The 21029-nt window shown below is 37.6% G+C and carries 9 protein-coding genes; 3 read left to right on the forward strand and 6 right to left on the reverse strand.

Annotation, left to right across the window (positions count from 1 at the left end; all coding sequences use genetic code 11):
• The first annotated feature begins 108 nt into the window (after positions 1–108).
• Complete coding sequence (locus tag ACP3T3_RS01425) at positions 109–174, forward strand: Fic family protein (RefSeq protein WP_426480019.1); 66 nt, start codon at positions 109–111, stop codon at positions 172–174.
• A 434-nt stretch (positions 175–608) separates the two neighbouring features.
• On the opposite strand, the gene ACP3T3_RS01430 is transcribed toward ACP3T3_RS01425, so the two are convergent.
• The 6 genes from ACP3T3_RS01430 to ACP3T3_RS01455 form a co-directional block, all read right to left on the reverse strand.
• Positions 609–782 carry a hypothetical protein gene (locus ACP3T3_RS01430; RefSeq protein ID WP_426478163.1) on the reverse strand — a complete coding sequence of 58 codons (174 nt, stop codon included), beginning with the start codon at positions 780–782 and terminating at the stop codon, positions 609–611.
• Positions 783–1159: 377 nt separating this feature from the next.
• Complete coding sequence (locus ACP3T3_RS01435) at positions 1160–2269, reverse strand: TlpA family protein disulfide reductase (protein WP_426478164.1); 1110 nt, start codon at positions 2267–2269, stop codon at positions 1160–1162.
• A gap of 29 nt (positions 2270–2298) precedes the next feature.
• Entirely contained in the window at positions 2299–2673 is a 375-nt protein-coding gene (locus tag ACP3T3_RS01440) for a GntR family transcriptional regulator (protein WP_426478165.1), read from the reverse strand.
• Positions 2674–3402: a hypothetical protein gene (locus tag ACP3T3_RS01445; RefSeq protein ID WP_426478166.1), complete on the reverse strand. Its 729-nt coding sequence runs from the start codon at positions 3400–3402 to the stop codon at positions 2674–2676.
• 10 nt (positions 3403–3412) lie between these two features.
• Positions 3413–4243, reverse strand: coding sequence for an ATP-binding cassette domain-containing protein (locus ACP3T3_RS01450; RefSeq protein ID WP_426478167.1), 831 nt, complete (start codon positions 4241–4243; stop codon positions 3413–3415).
• 385 nt (positions 4244–4628) lie between these two features.
• The gene (locus ACP3T3_RS01455; protein WP_426478168.1) at positions 4629–5108 is read right to left on the reverse strand and encodes a helix-turn-helix domain-containing protein; all 480 of its coding nucleotides are present in this window, start codon (positions 5106–5108) and stop codon (positions 4629–4631) included.
• A gap of 586 nt (positions 5109–5694) precedes the next feature.
• Here ACP3T3_RS01455 and ACP3T3_RS01460 point away from each other — a divergent pair.
• Positions 5695–6366, forward strand: a complete 672-nt coding sequence (locus ACP3T3_RS01460) for a porin family protein (RefSeq protein WP_426478169.1) — start codon at positions 5695–5697, stop codon at positions 6364–6366.
• Between the two features lie 1168 nt (positions 6367–7534).
• A complete protein-coding gene (locus tag ACP3T3_RS01465) occupies positions 7535–20863 on the forward strand; it encodes an amino acid adenylation domain-containing protein (RefSeq protein ID WP_426480020.1) in 13329 nt (4442 codons plus the stop codon).
• Positions 20864–21029 lie beyond the last annotated feature (166 nt).

The following is a 21029-nucleotide window of genomic DNA, read 5'->3' on the forward strand; positions in this document are numbered from 1 at the left end:
GGCTTGTTTAATGTAGGTGATTATAAAAAGCGGCCTAATGAGGTAGGAGGAATGAAACCACAACACCTAGAGAGGTTGCTGAAAGAATAAAAGAGGTGCTGGCTGATTATCCATCCGTTTCAGGATGGAAATGGACGTGTTGGCCGATTGATTATGTTCAAAAATACCTGGTAGAACAATGTTGTGCCTTTTATCATGAAGAATTAAAGCTTTTTTATTATAGAGGCCTTCAAAAGTTGAAAAATATCAGGGCCTACCTTGTTAATACTTGTCTTATAACTTTGTAAACAACAAATGAATAAAAGCTTTTTGTATCGGATTAAAAAAATTACTGATATAGGTTTAAGAATTTTCAATCCTAATGGTGATTGGGCAGCCTTTTTTAAGCCGTTGAAATTTCAACACTATTTACAGTTGAGGACAAAGTATTTGGGTTCAATTGCATTTCCCTTCTAAGTCCCTCATTGTTTACCTATAATAATATTGCTGCAGGAAAATCCTGCAGCAATATTAAATAACAGTTACTAAGGCAAAACCTAGATTATTCCGCCTTAGTATTTAGCGTTGTATCAGCGATTTTGGATAAAGTTCCATTGCATTTCTTTTCTTCAGCTAACGTTTTTAATAAATTCTTCAGGCATTTTTCTTGAGAACTTTGGCATAAGCAGCAAGTGTTCCATAGGTTGCAATTCATAATATTTAGCCTTTTGTGCAGCGGCAATAATGCCTACAAGTTCTGTTTCTTGCATAATATTTTTGCCTTTATCCAGTACTCCTTGCATTGCACCACATTTTTTTGCTTGTGCTTTTTTTCTAAAGATTTAAAGCAGTTTTCCAATCGTTCCACATGTACTTTTGTTTCTGCAATGTGTTTTCAATAGCGGTTTGTAACTTTTTATCTGTAGCATTTTTGCATTTTACAATGCTTTCTACGGGCGCTTTTCAGCCCAGTTAATATCCTTAAGAGTATCTCCAATAAGCCTTTCAGCCCTTTTGGTGAATATTGATTAAGACCATTATAGATAGTTTTATAAAACACGCTTTTTCATAACTGAAGTTCTGGTTATTTAAATAGGTCTGTATCATAACAAGATTCTAAAGAGTGCAGGTATTTAGGTTACGATTATAGTCATTGACCTCAATAATTTTTATATAGGGTTTATTTCATGAGTTCAGACAGTTTATTTTTAAGCTCTTCACGGAATATATTTACAGCTATTACGGTTCCCGTATTGTCAATCAAAACATTGGATGGCAATGCAAAAAGTTTATACAAAATAGCTGCTTCAGATGAAAAGGCTTTAGCATCGTATAATTGTGTCCATGGGAGTTGGTCTTTTTCTAAGGCCTTGATCCATTTATTTTTATCATCATCGAATGAAACACCTACTACATTAAAGCCCTTATCTTTATATTGTTTATATAATTCTTTTACATTTTTATTCTCTATCCTACATGGTAAACACCAGCTTGCCCAAAAATCAATGAGTATATATTTGCCTGTTGCGGACTTAATGGCTACTTTTTTATCCTGCATGTTTAGTGCGGAAAAATCCGGCGCTTTCTTACCTTTAATGTCATTTTTAAATTGCTTGGATTCACGTTGTTTTTTATTCAAATTTTCCAGAGATGTTATATAAGCTTTTAATATTTCTGAAGATGGAAACTTTTTAAGCAACTCATTACCTTTGGCAAGCCCATCTTCGGATGACAGTTCAGGATTTAAGGTAAGAATCTCTGCTGCCAGGGTTCCATTGCTTACATTATTGATTTCAGTGGTAAAAAGTTCATTTATTTTTGAAAAAATATCTTTTCTTTTTGTTTTAAACTTTTCCGGATCTTTTTCTTGGGTTGATAGTGTATTTAATTGTGTATAATATTTGGTAAGTTTAGATAGGTAAATCTGTAATTCTTTACTTGCCGGAGAGCCGGTAATTTCGTTTTTCTCCGGATTTGACGCATTTAGCCGGATATGTATACTCTCCGTATCATTAATAATCCTTATTAATTCTTTTGCCATTGGGCCCCGTGATGGCAGGAGTGAAAATAAACTTTCGCCCGAATTTAAAGCCTTTAATGTAAAATTACCGTCTTTATCAATATTACAGCTGTCTACAAGCTGGGGGGGATTCTCACCGGCATATTTTCTAAGGTAGATTATCGCATTCTCATGATCTTTAAAAGTACCTTTAATGGTAAACATTTTATTGCTTTGTCCAAGGACAACTACTGGCAATATACCGGCCAGTAAAATAAGAAATAATTTCATATTGTTTTTTTAAAAATTTATAAAGTAAATTATTTACTGAAGTTTTCTTTGATGAACTTATTAAAATCGTCTTCCAGATCTTGCAAATTGAGATTGAGCAAATATAAGTGACTGAAAAAGTAGGCTAGATCGTTCTTTAGGAAACTTTCCTTTTTATATATCAATACTTTCTCATAACCATCTTCACTCACTGAAAAACCAATACCTCGTTGAATGAAAATGATCTCTTTTTGTTCGAGAAATTCATAAGTACGCTTAATAGTATTGGGATTTACCATGAGTTCGATGGCAAAATCTCTTATCGAAGGAATACGTTGTTGGGGTAGCCATTGATATAAAATGATTTTTTCGCATACTATATCCACAATTTGCAGATATATAGGAATTTGTTCTCTAAAGCGCATTTATAGTGTATATTTCTTTAATCTCTGGTAAGCAAGAAACCAACATCCGATAGTAAGCATGCCACAAATAATAAGATATGGGACGTTGAACATTATATCAAACCTAAAAAGAGTTAAAACTGTATAATATAATATCAGGGGCAACATACTTTTGATAAATTTAAACTGCTTAAATACTGTTGCTCCCAACATAAAGAATGAATGATATAAAAAGGCGTGGATAAACAAACTGACAGTATTACTTAATATCTTTACATTAAGATAAATGTCAAAAGATCTATTTATCAATAGGCCTGAGGGATCATTGGCAAGAGCAATGGGATAAAAAATATACCATAGTATTGCTAGACCAAGAAAAACACTTAAGTAAAATATACACCAAAACACGATTCCCGACATAACGAACTTAGCGGTGAATTTCTCCTGAACAGTGCAAGGCAATAATAAAAAATAACTTGCAGTACCCATGTTTGAGCTAAGCTGTGAAAAAGTATTGGATGCTATAAAGCAAATAAATCCTAACATTTGAATGTTAAACGCAAATCTTATCGCACTCATATTTGTGAAAATATCTCTTTGTTGATGTAACTGAACCCAGATAGCAGAAAGTCCATATAATATCCAATACACTATCATTGCTAAAGCAATAAATAAATATGTTTTATTATTGGTCTTCCAATCAATAGTGGATAATGTTTTGTAGCGGGATATTGAAAAATTATTATTCATAGGGTAAATTTTATGTAAATAATGCGGTTATTTTTTGTGGTTGGTTAAGCAGACCCCGATATAGTAATTCCATATTAAGGTTACTCTCATGAGCCATAAAATTGGTTTTTATGGTCATAAAACCATAATAAGTTTGTTCACTGTATAGAGCTTCTTCAGCTTCAGACTTGTCTGTAGTGAAATCAAAGTATATTTTTTTTAATATATCAGCTGTTTTCTGATGAAAAACAACGGTTTCATTTCTCAGGACAGTGATACCATCCGCCAATATATCCATATCTACTACGTCATGTGTGCTTATAATAATTGTTTTGTCTCCATTGATTATAGTGGCAAGAATCTTTCTGAATTGCATTTTACTATTAATATCCAAGCCATTGGTGGGTTCGTCTAATAAAATTACATCTGCATTGGTTGCAAATGCAAAAGCCAGGTGTAATTTCTTTATTTGGCCGAAGCTTAATGCAGATAACCAGTTTCCTTTTTCAACTTCAAATTTCTCAAGGTAATTATAAAAATGAGTTGTATTAAACTTCGGATATAAAAGTCCATATAACACTGGGAAATCACTGATTTGCATATTTGGAAAGTATGTATCTTCAGAAATAAAGCAAAGGTCTTGCAACATTTTAATAGGTCGGTCAACAGCATTATAATTACCGACTTTTATACTTCCTGAACTGGGTTTGTGCAAACCTGCCATTGAGCGTAATAGGGTAGATTTTCCAAAGCCGTTTGGCGCAAGTAAATAATAAATTCCACCTGGCTGATATTGCAGGTTTATATTTTTTAAAACCTGCTCACAGGGATAAGCGAATGAAAAATTTTTTATTATAATCATAGTGATGTATTGTATTGTATTGTATTGTATTGTATTGTATTGTATTGTATTGTATGAGTGTGTTAGTACACTGCGAATGTAGCTGATTAATTAAAGGGACGAAACATTTATGTTTTTCATTTTCCGAAAATGAAAAGAACAATATCAGGTAAAATGGCTTTCTGGATGCAGTGAGTCAAAATTTTGCTGATAGTCTATCAGACATTTTTCTTTTTTCATTTCAAAAAAAAAATCATTGAAAACTACATGGAATATTGGAAAGACAATATAACTTTTTGAGGCATAGTACCTATCGGAACTGTTAATCCTGACAGTACATTTTATATAGGAAAGTAAACAATAGGAAACTTATATGAAATATTTAGGTGAAATAATTATAGTAAAATTATTTTTTATTGTTCTTTATCGCTTTTTGTTCGATGGAAACAATGAATGCCGAAGGTGAAATTCCCGCAATAGCTTTAAAAATAGTAGTAAATTTGCTGTGTGATGAAAAACCGCATTCTTCTGCCAAAACGCCGATCTTATATTTTCTGTATTGTGGGTAAGTACTAAGCCTGTGGATGATATAATTAACTCTTAGTGTGTTAATATAATTTTTAAAGTCCGTTGCCTTATGTTTTTTAACAATGTAGGAAATATATCGGACATTGGTATTGAATTCCGTTGCTATATAAGAAAGTGAAATATAAGAATTATTGAATGCTTCATCTTTTTCAAACTGGTCAAGCCGTTCCAGGAGTTTAATTTCTGTTTCTTTACTGATGGCAATATCAGTATTCTGGCTTTTTGTGCCTATTTCCGGGTCTATTTTTCTCTTATGTGTTAAAAACAGAAAAATGATGCAAAGTAAACTGTTAGCCATTTTAAATAATGTGGGTTGAAGAAATTTTAAAATAGTCAATCATCTAATGAACGATTAGAGAAACTACTCATTGTTTTCATTAAATATTCAGATATCCTTATCATTTCAGGGCTTTGACGGAACAGACGGCAGTAAACCAATATCAGTCAAATTATTTATGGCTTAGCTCCGCTTAATACTAAATTAACTACAAAAGCCTTCCGATAAAAATGAAATATTGTAGTTTTTCAATTATTAGCCTGTCATTATTTAATTATAATAAATGTTTATTATAAGCTGCGCATCCGTAAGGTATAGATCAGAATTCTTTTCATCAAATGTGCACAGTGGTATATTTTACACTAGTTATAAAACTATATCTATTTAGTAATAATATGACTGACACGAAGGAGGATATGAAAAAATAACTTTTTACATTTGAATGTCTCTTTAAAGAGATCTACTTATTCATACTGTAGATATTTATGTTTAGTGATCCGGTATGGCTTTACATTGCCGGATCTTTTCAATATTACAGATTGATTCTTTATTTGGGGAGAGTTGCAGTAGATAGAGACGGTTTAATACAATATAAAAACAATGCCATATGAAAAAAATTTTATTATCATCAGCTTTCATTTTTTCTACTTTGTCTTTTGCCCAATTACATTTGAATAATACAAGATTTGGGTTAACGGCAGGGCTTAATTATTCAAGGGTAGAAAATGCGCATAATCCTTCAGGTGCACGATACACTTTTCAAGGGGGAGTCTTAGCCTTAATACCTATGGGAAAAAGTAATCAATTCTTTATACAACCGGAGGTACTGTATTATGGTGCAGGAGAAACGGGTAAGGACAAAGATGTTAAAGGAAAAGATGGCTATAATGCGGTATATGCAAATAATTATTTGAGTGTTCCTCTTTATTTAAAGGGATACTTTTCAGAATCAGAATCAGAATTCTTTGGAATGATAGGGCCTAGATTTAATTTTTTGATAGATCAAAATGTGAAAAACGCTCCAATAGCCAGGCCTTACTATGCTCCTGATGTTACTGATCCAAAACAGCCGGAAGGGGTAAATGGTAATGCTAAAAGTTTTAACTGGAGTCTGGGCTTTGGACTTGGATACAGCTATAAAAGGCAGCTTGAATTGGTTTTGCGATATGATTTGGGACTCTTGAATACTTATCCTGGTCTTGCCAAAGAAATCGGGGGTACAGATGGTAAAAAGTCTGAGCAGGTAATCGCATTAACTTTAAATTACCTATTAAAGTAAACTATTTTCAAAATATTGAAAATCCCGAGGAATAGCTCTTCGGGATTTTTTATATGATAAATTGTTAAATTTTAGTCTGAAAACTTTACCATTTCATACGGACTTCCGCTTTGCCACTGATTATATTTTTTCTTTCTGAAGCAACTCTTTTAAATAATATTTCTACTTTTAATTTCATACCGCAGATATTATGTTTTTAATGATCCGGTATGGGTTTACATTTGCCTGATTTTTCAGTAGTATATGCAAATAATTATTTGAGTGTTGCTCTTTATTTTAAGGGATATTTTTCAGAATCTGAATAAGAATTCTTTGAAATAATCGGACCCGGATTTAATTTTGGTAGATAAAAATGTGGAAATGCTCATATAGCAGATCTTATTATGCTTCTGATGTTATTGGTCCAAAACAGTCGATGGATGTAAATAGTAAAGTTGAAGTTTTAACGGAGTCTTGGCTTTGGGCTTGATGCTAATCATACCTGCTATTACCAAAAATGAGACTGCCTTTAATAGGGCAATCTCAGCTGCAATTAAAATAAAACTTAAGTAAAATATGTCTATTACTGAGTTAAATGGCGGCAATGGTATTGCATTGCCGCACAAAAGTAACAATAACTTAAAAAAACACTTATTAAGGATATTTAATAGTCTAATAAAGGTGGAATATAAATTACTTGCTATGATTTAAATTCTACAACAAAAATACGTCCTTACAGTTAAATTAACTAATGATAACAAGTCATATTATATTGATTTTATTGTAGTTTTTAGACTATGTAAAGTTATTTTTGGTTACAAAAAGAAATGTTGTTGACTACGTGGATAACTATTCTGGTTTTGATAAACAGGATTTAGTTTATAGATATTTTTCGTTATGGGTTGCAATATAAAACTACTGGCAACTGACAATCAATGTGATATACATGTGTTAATTTTGCTATAGAGAAAATACATACTAATAATCATTAAAACATATAATGCAGAAGATAATGAAGAATTTATCTATTCAGGAGAGATAATGTGTAATTAATATTTTAATGATGAAACATGAATTTTTATTAAGGCTAACACCATATCAGGAAGTTTTTTATAACAGGTGGATAGTGGATCCTTTGAAAGGTAATCTACCTATTATTTTAGATCAGACCTTCTCTGGACTTATTGATATGGAAAAGCTCAACTCAAGTTTGATAAGGTTTATTAATCACAATTTAATAGTTAATTGCAATATAATAAATATAAATGGAGAGCTGTTTTGGAAAAGCAGACCTTTGATATCTGATCATAGTTGCCTGCTTATCTATTTTAGCCGTCCGCCTGATTCTGATGAGCTTTTAGAGCTTGTATTACAACCGTTTGACCTTATTAATGACCAATTGGTAAGATTCTATATTATTAGATTAGATGATGAAAAATACAGGATTATTTATGTGTTTTCAAATATTCTTATTGATCGGTTAACTGATGATTTTCTTTATAGTGAACTGAGTAAATACTATAATAATACAAGTTATTATAATCCGGTAACTCTTAATGAGCAGGTGAACTTACTTCAGGAATTGAATACGGAAGTTAGAAATATTCTGGATGAAAGAAAAGAAATAATTTCTGATTTTTGGGAGAAACAGTTAAAGAATATACAAAATCCTGGTTTTAAGTTTCTGGAAGTATGTAATGATCGTTCCATATCTTCTCCTTCTTTTTATATAAATCCATTAAAAGAATTACATTTTGAATTTTCAGAAGAAGTACTTTTCAGAACAAAGTTGTTAACCGATACTTATAAAATGACTCCATACGCTTATGGACAATTAATTCTGGCCATTTTGCTCCATCGTATCTCAGGAGTTGAGAATTTGGTTATCAGTTATCCGGTAAGTATTAAGAAACCGCAAAATTATATATTTGGTTCGCATGTTAATACGATTGTTAAAGGATATTATTTTAATTCTAATAGTATCCTTGAGGATCTTATTGATCAGAATATGGATTATCTCAATGATCTATGGAATACCAAAGCTGATTATTTGCCGGTATCTGAACTTATACAATATGCTCCAATACCTGAAATTTTTGAGTATAATTTTTCTCAGACAAGTTTTAAAGATCTTTACATTAATTATGAAGGTGTAACTGATATAACGGTTAATCATCAGTTGAGCCTTGCATTATCCAGCAAGGTTTCATTTGAACAGGAAATAAAAAACGATACCCTCCATTATAGGATTGTCTTCAATCGCGCTGAGCTTAATGCCGAATTGGTTATGAATTTTGTGGAGCTTTATAAACATTTGTTTATATCTATTCTGGATGATTTGTTGAAGCACAAAACCAACCGATTGATTTCCGGGTATCATTTATTGAATTATGAAATGGATTATCGGATGGTTCATTTGCATAATAACACCATAAAACCCTATGATACAGGAAGCACGGTTCATAGATTATTTGAGGAGCAGGCTTTCCGGACTCCCGACCATACGGCCCTTGTCTATGGAGAAGAACGTATGTCGTACCGTGATGTTAATGAAAAGTCAAATCAGCTGGCGCATTATCTTATCCAGCGTTTTGATATCCGGCCTGATGAGTTGGTTCCGGTATGCTTTAGGCGTTCTGAGCAGATGCTGATTGGTATTCTGGGCGTACTAAAGGCTGGTGGAGCTTATGTACCTATTGACCCTGGTTATCCTGTGGAACGGATAGGACATATTCTGAGCGATACGTGTTCACGTATTGTTTTAGGAGATTCCTCTACTGTAACCAGGCTGTATGAATATACTCCTGGGCCTGAGGGTGCAGTTCCTGTTATTTTGAATCTTGATGATAAGCAGGTTGCTGAGGGAATCAACAGATGTTACATAGAGAACCCTGTAACGGAGACGGGTCCGACTCATTTGGCGTATGTTATTTATACCAGTGGAACAACAGGTAGCCCTAAAGGGGTGATGGTTGAACATAGCGGGGTTGTTAATCTTGTAGATTTTATGATACAATCCCACCATTTTAAAGAATATACCCATGTAGGCTGTTATTCGAATTATGTATTTGATGCTTTTGTCAATGAAGTATTTCCAGTGTTATGCCATGGTAATACGCTGTGGCTTTTCAGTAATGAGCTCCGGACCTCTGTTATTGCCCTGAGCAGGTATATAAAAACCCATGGTATAGAAGTGTCGTTTATTCCTCCTGTATTACTGAAGGAGCTTCTCCCGGATACAGGACTGAAGCTCATCTTTGCGGGAGGTGAGAATTTCCCGGATATTGACAGGACCTCTTATCCGGATATTATCTTGCTTAACGAGTATGGCCCTACTGAATCCACGGTATGTGCTACGTATCATCATTATCATGAAGATGGCAATTCTCTTAATATTGGTCGTCCTATCGGCAATACTACGGTATATGTTCTTGATTCGTATTTACGTCCTGTTCCTATGGGAGCTGTGGGTGAGCTGTATATAGGTGGTGTTGGTGTGTCACGAGGTTATTTAAATCTTCCTGAGCTTACTGCTGAGCGTTTTTTGGTTAATCCTTTTCAGACGCAAGATGAGAGGGCTTTGGGCTATAACGGTCGTCTCTATAAAACTGGAGATCTTGTACGATTTCTTCCGTGTGGGGATCTGGAATATCTGGGTCGTAATGACTCCCAGCTGAAGATCCGTGGTTACCGTATTGAACCCGGGGAGGTTGAGTCTGCTATTTTGCGTTTACGGGGGATTCGTCAGGCTGTAGTGGTTGGTCGTGAGAACAGCATGGGTGTAAAATACCTTGCTGCTTATTATGTATCGGATACTGCATTGGAATCTTCTGAGATTTCGTTAGTACTGTCAGATTTTCTTCCTGATTATATGGTTCCTTCGGCTTATGTTCATATGGCATCGCTTCCTGTTACTATTACCGGTAAACTTGACCGGCGATCGTTACCAGAGCCCTTGTTTACCGGTGATACGCAGTATGTAGGACCTCAGACTGCTTTACAGGAGCAGCTTGTGTGGATTTACGGATCGGTACTGGGAATTGATCCCGATCATATCAGTATCCATGATGATTTTTTCAGACTGGGAGGAAACAGTATTATGGCTATAAAGGTAATCAGTAAGCTTCACCAACTGGGAATCTATGCTAGGGCTCCAATGGTATTCAGTCATAAAAGTATTGCCTGCCTGTCGTATGCTCTTGAGGGTTTGCATGAATCGGGTTTTGAAGTAATTCAGCCTGTCCGGGTACAAGATGGCGGGGCTCAGTGCCTGTCCTTTGGTCAGGAAAGGTTATGGTTTATTGAGAACTATCAGGGAAGCCATGCTTATAATATTCCTATGGTTTTACATTTGGACAGGAAAATCACTCTGAGCTTTTTACAGGATGCCTTGAATCTGCTTCTTGAGAGGCATGAGGTTCTTCGTAGCCTTATTCAGACCCGAGCTGATGGTTCGGGATATCAGCGTGTGAGTGAACAGAAATTAGAATTAATTTTGGTAAAGGCAGGAAGCCTTGAAGATTTTGAGCAGGCGCTTAGTAAAGCAATGAATGAAAGGTTTAATCTTCAGGAAGAATTGCCTATACGGGTGAAGGTACTGGAATATGAAGATGAATATTATCTGTCTGTAGTTATCCATCATATAGCTTTTGACGGTTGGTCTATAGACATCTTTTTACGTGAAGTGAACAGTATGTATCAATCCCTTTGTTCAGGCATTCTATCAGTGCTTCCTTCTTTACCATTTCAGTATAAAGATTTTGCCTTATGGCAACGAGAATATGTAACGGGCGAAGTTTTATCTGGCCAGCTGGATTACTGGCTGGGGGAGCTTTCAGGGTTTGAGACCCTAAACCTGCCCTTGGATTTTGATCGTCCTTCCAAGGTACGTTATGAAGGGAAGACTCTTGGCTTTAGTGTTTCGTTTGCTATAAGTTCGCGTCTAAGATCATTATCCAGGGATCTTGGTGTGAGTTTATACAGTGTTATGCTTAGTGGTTATTATCTGATGTTATCCTCTTATTGTGCTCAGAGTGATATTGTGGTAGGAACACCTGTAGCTAACCGTCATTATCCGGGGCTTGAGAATCTGATTGGTTTTTTTGTCAATACCTTGGTTCTTCGTCAAAGCTTGGATTTTAATCAAAATATTCAGGACTTTATCCGGGGGGTGTCATCTTGTGTTTTGAGAGGGCAGGTCCATCAGGATTTACCCTTTGAGAAGTTGGTGGATGCTCTTAAGGTAGAAAAGGATCCTTCCCGTCACCCTTTGTTTCAGGTGATGTTCGGATTGCAGGGTTTTGAATCGGGTGCTAAGGAGTATGGAGAGGGTTGTTTTTTTCATTCTTTTGAGAGCGGTCCTCTGAATGAAGCGTCGAGGTTTGATCTGACCACTATGATTGATGATAGGGGCGAAGAGTTGAGTGGGACATTTAATTTTGCGAGTTCTTTGTTTATGGACTCAACAATTGAAAATATGATCACCACATATCAGTATATTCTGGAGCAGCTGGGAGATCTTTCTCACCGTGGCTCTTCTCAGGTTAAGCTGAGTGATATCCGTTGGATTAAAGAGGAGGATGGACCAGCACCGGGTCTTGCTGGGATTTATTCGGCGTATGATACAGGAAGCACGGTTCATAGATTATTTGAGGAGCAGGCTTTCCGGACTCCCGACCATACGGCCCTTGTCTATGGAGAAGAACGTATGTCGTACCGTGATGTTAATGAAAAGTCAAATCAGCTGGCGCATTATCTTATCCAGCGTTTTGATATCCGGCCTGATGAGTTGGTTCCGGTATGCTTTAGGCGTTCTGAGCAGATGCTGATTGGTATTCTGGGCGTACTAAAGGCTGGTGGAGCTTATGTACCTATTGACCCTGGTTATCCTGTGGAACGGATAGGACATATTCTGAGCGATACGTGTTCACGTATTGTTTTAGGAGATTCCTCTACTGTAACCAGGCTGTATGAATATACTCCTGGGCCTGAGGGTGCAGTTCCTGTTATTTTGAATCTTGATGATAAGCAGGTTGCTGAGGGAATCAACAGATGTTACATAGAGAACCCTGTAACGGAGACGGGTCCGACTCATTTGGCTTATGTTATTTATACCAGTGGAACAACAGGTAGCCCTAAAGGGGTGATGGTTGAACATAGCGGGGTTGTGAACTTAATAGAACAGCAGGCTTTGCTATTAAACCTGGAAGAAGTACTCTATCGTTCACAACAGAAAAATGTACTCTGGTATTCAGATTATGTATTTGATGCGCATATCTGGGAGGTATATTCGACACTTGCATTAGGACATACCTTACATCTTGTAACCGGCGAGGGGAGAATGAATATAGAAATGCTGCAGCAATATATGAGTCAGAATAACATAAAAATGGCTACGATTCCTCCGGCATTATTAAATAGGGAGGTCATCTTACCGATTGATAAGTTGATCGTTGCCGGCGATATCACAAACTCTGAAATTATGGAATGCTACAGGAAACATGGTATTGACGTGGTTAATGCTTATGGCCCTACTGAATCCACGGTATGTGCTACGTATCATCATTATCATGAAGATGGCAATCCTCTTAATATTGGTCGTCCTATCGGCAATACTACGGTATATGTTCTTGATTCGTATTTACGTCCTGTTCCTATGGGAGCTGTGGGTGAGCTGTATATAGGTGGTGTTGGTGTGTCACGAGGTTATTTAAATCTTCCTGAGCTTACTGCTGAGCGTTTTTTGGTTAATCCTTTTCAGACGCAAGATGAGAGGGCTTTGGGCTATAACGGTCGTCTCTATAAAACTGGAGATCTTGTACGATTTCTTCCGTGTGGGGATCTGGAATATCTGGGTCGTAATGACTCCCAGCTGAAGATCCGTGGTTACCGTATTGAACCCGGGGAGGTTGAGTCTGCTATTTTGCGTTTACGGGGGATTCGTCAGGCTGTAGTGGTTGGTCGTGAGAACAGCATGGGTGTAAAATACCTTGCTGCTTATTATGTATCGGATACTGCATTGGAATCTTCTGAGCTTTCGTTAGTACTGTCAGATTTTCTTCCTGATTATATGGTTCCTTCGGCCTATGTTCATATGGCATCGCTTCCTGTTACTATTACCGGTAAGCTTGACCGGCGATCGTTACCAGAGCCCTTGTTTACCGGTGATACGCAGTATGTAGGACCTCAGACTGCTTTACAGGAGCAGCTTGTGTGGATTTACGGATCGGTGCTGGGAATTGATCCCGATCATATCAGTATCCATGATGATTTTTTCAGACTGGGAGGAAACAGTATTATGGCTATAAAGCTGATTGTCAGAATTCGTCAGGATCTGGATAGACAGATTAATGTGTCCGCTTTATATGATCATAAAAGTATTGCTGAGCTGGCGCATGTACTGGAACAATCTCACCATGAAGAAGCTTCCCGTATCAGACGTTTACAAGTTCGACATGTGGAAGATCAGTACTTATCATTTGCTCAGGAAGGATTGTGGTTTATAGATCAGTATAAAGGTGGCAATAATGCATATAATATACCAATGATATTCCGTATCGATCAAACAGTAAACCTTTCCATTTTGATCGAATCACTGTCAATACTTATGCAAAGACATGAAATTCTCCGGACTTTGCTTTTGACAAGCAGTGATGGCACGGGATATCAGCAGGTAAGCGATCTTTCTTTAGAATTGAGCACTCGGGAGGTAGCAGACTTTAATGACCTGGAAAATGAGCTATACATGCACGCCAACAAAGTATTTCATCTTTCACAGGAGCTTCCTGTTTCTGTGCGTATTTTCGCAAACAATCATAATTATTATTTGTCAGTAGTATTTCATCATATTGCTTTTGACGGATGGTCGGCAGAGATTTTCTCACGAGAGCTGTATCTGATCTATCAGGCTTTGTTTTCAAATGATCGATGGCAACTTCCGGTATTGGAATTTCAATATAAGGACTATGCATTATGGCAACGGGATTATCTGAAAAATTATGTTTCAGATCAGCTTGGATACTGGAAGTCTCTTCTCAGTAACTTTGAAACACTATATCTCCCCCTGGATTTTAAACGACCAGCGGAAACTTCTTATGAAGGTAATAGCATTTCCTTTACTATACCTTCACAGACGAGTTCAGATCTCAGATCATTAGCAAAGAATCTTGGTGTCAGTTTATATAGTGTGATGCTTAGCGGATATTACCTGACCCTGTCTTCTTATTCCGGTCAGAACGATATTGTGGTTGGAACACCCGTTGCCAATCGTCATTATCCCGGATTGGAGAATATGATAGGTTTGTTTGTCAACACATTAGTTCTTCGTGAAACAATCGATTATAAGACAGATATCAGATTATTTATTAAAAAAGTATTTTCTTCTGTTTCAAAAGCTCAGATTAATCAGGATCTTCCTTTTGAGAAACTGGTTGAAGCACTTGATATAGAATATGATTCTTCACGTCATCCTGTGTTTCAAGTGATGTTCGGCTTTGAGAGTTTTACTCCTCTGCCTATTGGTGTGTTTAATGGCAGTTCCTTTCTTCATCCTTTTGAAGGCAGGGTTTTGTATGATGCTGCTAAGTTTGACCTTACCACCATAATTGATGACACTGGTGAAGATCTTTCAGGAACATTTAATTATGCGAAATCCCTTTACAAGGAATCGACGATAGAAGGTATGCTATCTACTTATCTCTATCTTTTGGAACAGATCGCAGTGTCTATTTCCGACGGAACAGAAACAAAGCTTGCAGATCTTCAGCTGTTAAGAAGTGAAGATTATGAAAGGCTCTCTGAATGTAATGAAGCTTATTCGGTTTATAATACGAAAACTACCATTCACAGTTTATTTGAAAGGCAGGTATCCAGGACTCCCGACCGGACAGCATTGGTCTACCGGAATACGAGGTTGAGCTATCAGGAACTTAATGAAAAATCGAATCAACTGGCTTATTATTTACTCAAAGAGTATGAGATCAAACCCAATGAATTGATACCTTTATGTCTGAATCGTTCTGAGCAGATGCTGATTGGTATTCTGGGCGTACTAAAGGCCGGTGGAGCTTATGTACCTATTGACCCTGGTTATCCTGTGGAATGGATAGGACATATTCTGAGCGATACTGGAGCACACCTGGTTATTACTGAAGAGGCCATGCTAGATAGGCTCGGGTCTGAGGTGTCTGATGTTATCTGCCTTGATGACAATAAGATCATTAAAAAGCTCAGCAGTTGTAAAACTGATAATCCATTACTAGAAGTGGGATCCGTTAATCTGGCTTATGTGATTTATACCAGTGGAACATCAGGTAAACCGAAAGGGGTTCTGATCGAGCATACAAGTGTTGTAAATCTTATTGAAGAAATAAGAAGCGTATACAGTTTTTGTGAAACGGGCAGATTGAGTGCTTATACCTCTTATGTATTTGATGTATCTGTTTCGGAATTTTTTAGTGCTTTATTATATGGTAATGAATTACATCTTTTCGATGAACACACTAAAAAAGATGCGGGTCTTGTTAGTGAATATCTTTTGGCTCATCATATCACCCATACGTATCTTCCACCTGCTATGCTTTCTTTATTGCCTCGTAAGGAATTCCCTTCTTTGCAGACTATAATTCACGCTGGTGAGCCTTGCGATGAAGAAACCGAAAAATATTGGTCCCAGCATAAAAATGTGTATAATCTGTATGGTCCTACTGAATCTACGATTTATGTTACGAGTAAACAGATAGGCTATCCTGATGGCAATCCTCTTAATATTGGTCGTCCTATCGGCAATACTACGGTATATGTTCTTGATTCGTATTTACGTCCTGTTCCTATGGGAGCTGTGGGTGAGCTGTATATAGGTGGTGTTGGTGTGTCACGAGGTTATTTAAATCTTCCTGAGCTTACTGCTGAGCGTTTTTTGGTTAATCCTTTTCAGACGCAAGATGAGAGGGCTTTGGGCTATAACGGTCGTCTCTATAAAACTGGAGATCTTGTACGATTTCTTCCGTGTGGGGATCTGGAATATCTGGGTCGTAATGACTCCCAGCTGAAGATCCGTGGTTACCGTATTGAACCCGGGGAGGTTGAGTCTGCTATTTTGCGTTTACGGGGGATTCGTCAGGCTGTAGTGGTTGGTCGTGAGAACAGCATGGGTGTAAAATACCTTGCTGCTTATTATGTATCGGATACTGCATTGGAATCTTCTGAGATTTCGTTAGTACTGTCAGATTTTCTTCCTGATTATATGGTTCCTTCGGCTTATGTTCATATGGCATCGCTTCCTGTTACTATTACCGGTAAACTTGACCGGCGATCGTTACCAGAGCCCTTGTTTACCGGTGATACGCAGTATGTAGGACCTCAGACTGCTTTACAGGAGCAGCTTGTGTGGATTTACGGATCGGTACTGGGAATTGATCCCGATCATATCAGTATCCATGATGATTTTTTCAGACTGGGAGGAAACAGTATTATGGCTATAAAGGTAATCAGTAAGCTTCACCAACTGGGAATCTATGCTAGGGCTCCAATGGTATTCAGTCATAAAAGTATTGCCTGCCTGTCGTATGCTCTTGAGGGTTTGCATGAATCGGGTTTTGAAGTAATTCAGCCTGTCCGGGTACAAGATGGCGGGGCTCAGTGCCTGTCCTTTGGTCAGGAAAGGTTATGGTTTATTGAGAACTATCAGGGAAGCCATGCTTATAATATTCCTATGGTTTTACATTTGGACAGGAAAATCACTCTGAGCTTTTTACAGGATGCCTTGAATCTGCTTCTTGAGAGGCATGAGGTTCTTCGTAGCCTTATTCAGACCCGAGCTGATGGTTCGGGATATCAGCGTGTGAGTGAACAGAAATTAGAATTAATTTTGGTAAAGGCAGGAAGCCTTGAAGATTTTGAGCAGGCGCTTAGTAAAGCAATGAATGAAAGGTTTAATCTTCAGGAAGAATTGCCTATACGGGTGAAGGTACTGGAATATGAAGATGAATATTATCTGTCTGTAGTTATCCATCATATAGCTTTTGACGGTTGGTCTATAGACATCTTTTTACGTGAAGTGAACAGTATGTATCAATCCCTTTGTTCAGGCATTCTATCAGTGCTTCCTTCTTTACCATTTCAGTATAAAGATTTTGCCTTATGGCAACGAGAATATGTAACGGGCGAAGTTTTATCTGGCCAGCTGGATTACTGGCTGGGGGAGCTTTCAGGGTTTGAGACCCTAAACCTGCCCTTGGATTTTGATCGTCCTTCCAAGGTACGTTATGAAGGGAAGACTCTTGGCTTTAGTGTTTCGTTTGCTATAAGTTCGCGTCTAAGATCATTATCCAGGGATCTTGGTGTGAGTTTATACAGTGTTATGCTTAGTGGTTATTATCTGATGTTATCCTCTTATTGTGCTCAGAGTGATATTGTGGTAGGAACACCTGTAGCTAACCGTCATTATCCGGGGCTTGAGAATCTGATTGGTTTTTTTGTCAATACCTTGGTTCTTCGTCAAAGCTTGGATTTTAATCAAAATATTCAGGACTTTATCCGGGGGGTGTCATCTTGTGTTTTGAGAGGGCAGGTCCATCAGGATTTACCCTTTGAGAAGTTGGTGGATGCTCTTAAGGTAGAAAAGGATCCTTCCCGTCACCCTTTGTTTCAGGTGATGTTCGGATTGCAGGGTTTTGAATCGGGTGCTAAGGAGTATGGAGAGGGTTGTTTTTTTCATTCTTTTGAGAGCGGTCCTCTGAATGAAGCGTCGAGGTTTGATCTGACCACTATGATTGATGATAGGGGCGAAGAGTTGAGTGGGACATTTAATTTTGCGAGTTCTTTGTTTATGGACTCAACAATTGAAAATATGATCACCACATATCAGTATATTCTGGAGCAGCTGGGAGATCTTTCTCACCGTGGCTCTTCTCAGGTTAAGCTGAGTGATATCCGTTGGATTAAAGAGGAGGATGGACCAGCACCGGGTCTTGCTGGGATTTATTCGGCGTATGATACAGGAAGCACGGTTCATAGATTATTTGAGGAGCAGGCTTTCCGGACTCCCGACCATACGGCCCTTGTCTATGGAGAAGAACGTATGTCGTACCGTGATGTTAATGAAAAGTCAAATCAGCTGGCGCATTATCTTATCCAGCGTTTTGATATCCGGCCTGATGAGTTGGTTCCGGTATGCTTTAGGCGTTCTGAGCAGATGCTGATTGGTATTCTGGGCGTACTAAAGGCTGGTGGAGCTTATGTACCTATTGACCCTGGTTATCCTGTGGAACGGATAGGACATATTCTGAGCGATACGTGTTCACGTATTGTTTTAGGAGATTCCTCTACTGTAACCAGGCTGTATGAATATACTCCTGGGCCTGAGGGTGCAGTTCCTGTTATTTTGAATCTTGATGATAAGCAGGTTGCTGAGGGAATCAACAGATGTTACATAGAGAACCCTGTAACGGAGACGGGTCCGACTCATTTGGCGTATGTTATTTATACCAGTGGAACAACAGGTAGCCCTAAAGGGGTGATGGTTGAACATAGCGGGGTTGTTAATCTTGTAGATTTTATGATACAATCCCACCATTTTAAAGAATATACCCATGTAGGCTGTTATTCGAATTATGTATTTGATGCTTTTGTCAATGAAGTATTTCCAGTGTTATGCCATGGTAATACGCTGTGGCTTTTCAGTAATGAGCTCCGGACCTCTGTTATTGCCCTGAGCAGGTATATAAAAACCCATGGTATAGAAGTGTCGTTTATTCCTCCTGTATTACTGAAGGAGCTTCTCCCGGATACAGGACTGAAGCTCATCTTTGCGGGAGGTGAGAATTTCCCGGATATTGACAGGACCTCTTATCCGGATATTATCTTGCTTAACGAGTATGGCCCTACTGAATCCACGGTATGTGCTACGTATCATCATTATCATGAAGATGGCAATTCTCTTAATATTGGTCGTCCTATCGGCAATACTACGGTATATGTTCTTGATTCGTATTTACGTCCTGTTCCTATGGGAGCTGTGGGTGAGCTGTATATAGGTGGTGTTGGTGTGTCACGAGGTTATTTAAATCTTCCTGAGCTTACTGCTGAGCGTTTTTTGGTTAATCCTTTTCAGACGCAAGATGAGAGGGCTTTGGGCTATAACGGTCGTCTCTATAAAACTGGAGATCTTGTACGATTTCTTCCGTGTGGGGATCTGGAATATCTGGGTCGTAATGACTCCCAGCTGAAGATCCGTGGTTACCGTATTGAACCCGGGGAGGTTGAGTCTGCTATTTTGCGTTTACGGGGGATTCGTCAGGCTGTAGTGGTTGGTCGTGAGAACAGCATGGGTGTAAAATACCTTGCTGCTTATTATGTATCGGATACTGCATTGGAATCTTCTGAGATTTCGTTAGTACTGTCAGATTTTCTTCCTGATTATATGGTTCCTTCGGCTTATGTTCATATGGCATCGCTTCCTGTTACTATTACCGGTAAACTTGACCGGCGATCGTTACCAGAGCCCTTGTTTACCGGTGATACGCAGTATGTAGGACCTCAGACTGCTTTACAGGAGCAGCTTGTGTGGATTTACGGATCGGTACTGGGAATTGATCCCGATCATATCAGTATCCATGATGATTTTTTCAGACTGGGAGGAAACAGTATTATGGCTATAAAGCTGGTCAATACAATTTATCGGCAAACAGGACTGCAGCCTAAGGTTATAGATGTTTTTAATGAGAGGACTATTGATAAATTAAGCTTAATCATGACACACTCTGAATCTGAGTACAGGCCTGTTGTCACATTAAATCATGCCAAAGACAAACCGAATGTTTTCATGATTCATCCCGGAGGTATGGGCTGTGAAGTGTATAAGGGATTAGCAGAGCGGTTAAAATCTGACTATCAATGTTATGGGCTAGATTCCTATAATCTGTACAATAATGAAAAGATAAGTAATCTTCATTATTTGGCGACATATTATCTGAATCATATTGAGGTTCTACAGAAATCCAACGGGCAGAAAGAATATATTTTGATAGGATGGTGCTTAGGAGGACAGATTGCCTTGGAAATTGCTTCTATTTTAGAAAGCAGGGGCCATAAGGACATTACGGTATTAATGCTTGATACGATACTCAGAGCGGAAGATGCTGAATTAATGAGTCTTTCTTCCACTCCCTCGGATGAAGAAATAAGTGAGGAATTTCAGGCTCCTGTTGATAGTGAAACTTTCTTTGCTGCTAAAAAATTTTTACTGGCTGAACATTGTATTGTAGGGCAAAAGATTTCAGCTCGTCTGAAGTTTACAAAGATGATATTGTTGAAGGCAATGGTTAAAGGTGAAAAACAAGATCAACAGATCTTTGACCATATATATCGGCTGGCTTTTAATAATGTAGATAAAATAATTGAAAGACCGGATCTGTTAATGTTACATCCGGTTGAAGCATCACACCAGGAGATTATAAAAGAAGAAGAAATCATTATAGATTTTATTAAAAAGCATAGTTTAATATTCACAAAGCAATAATTTCAATTTTTTTTTTAAAAAGACTTTTTGTAAGTTTTTAGTTTAATTAGTTGCAACCAGACTCATGTCTGGTTGTTTTTTATCGTAATCGACGAATTGATAGTTTGAAGAATCTGTAATTAATAGTGATTGTTCTACATGTAATTCTATATAAAACTACATTTAG

The sequence above is a fragment of the Chryseobacterium sp. CBSDS_008 genome (assembly GCF_049959325.1).
GTDB lineage: Bacteria > Bacteroidota > Bacteroidia > Flavobacteriales > Weeksellaceae > Chryseobacterium.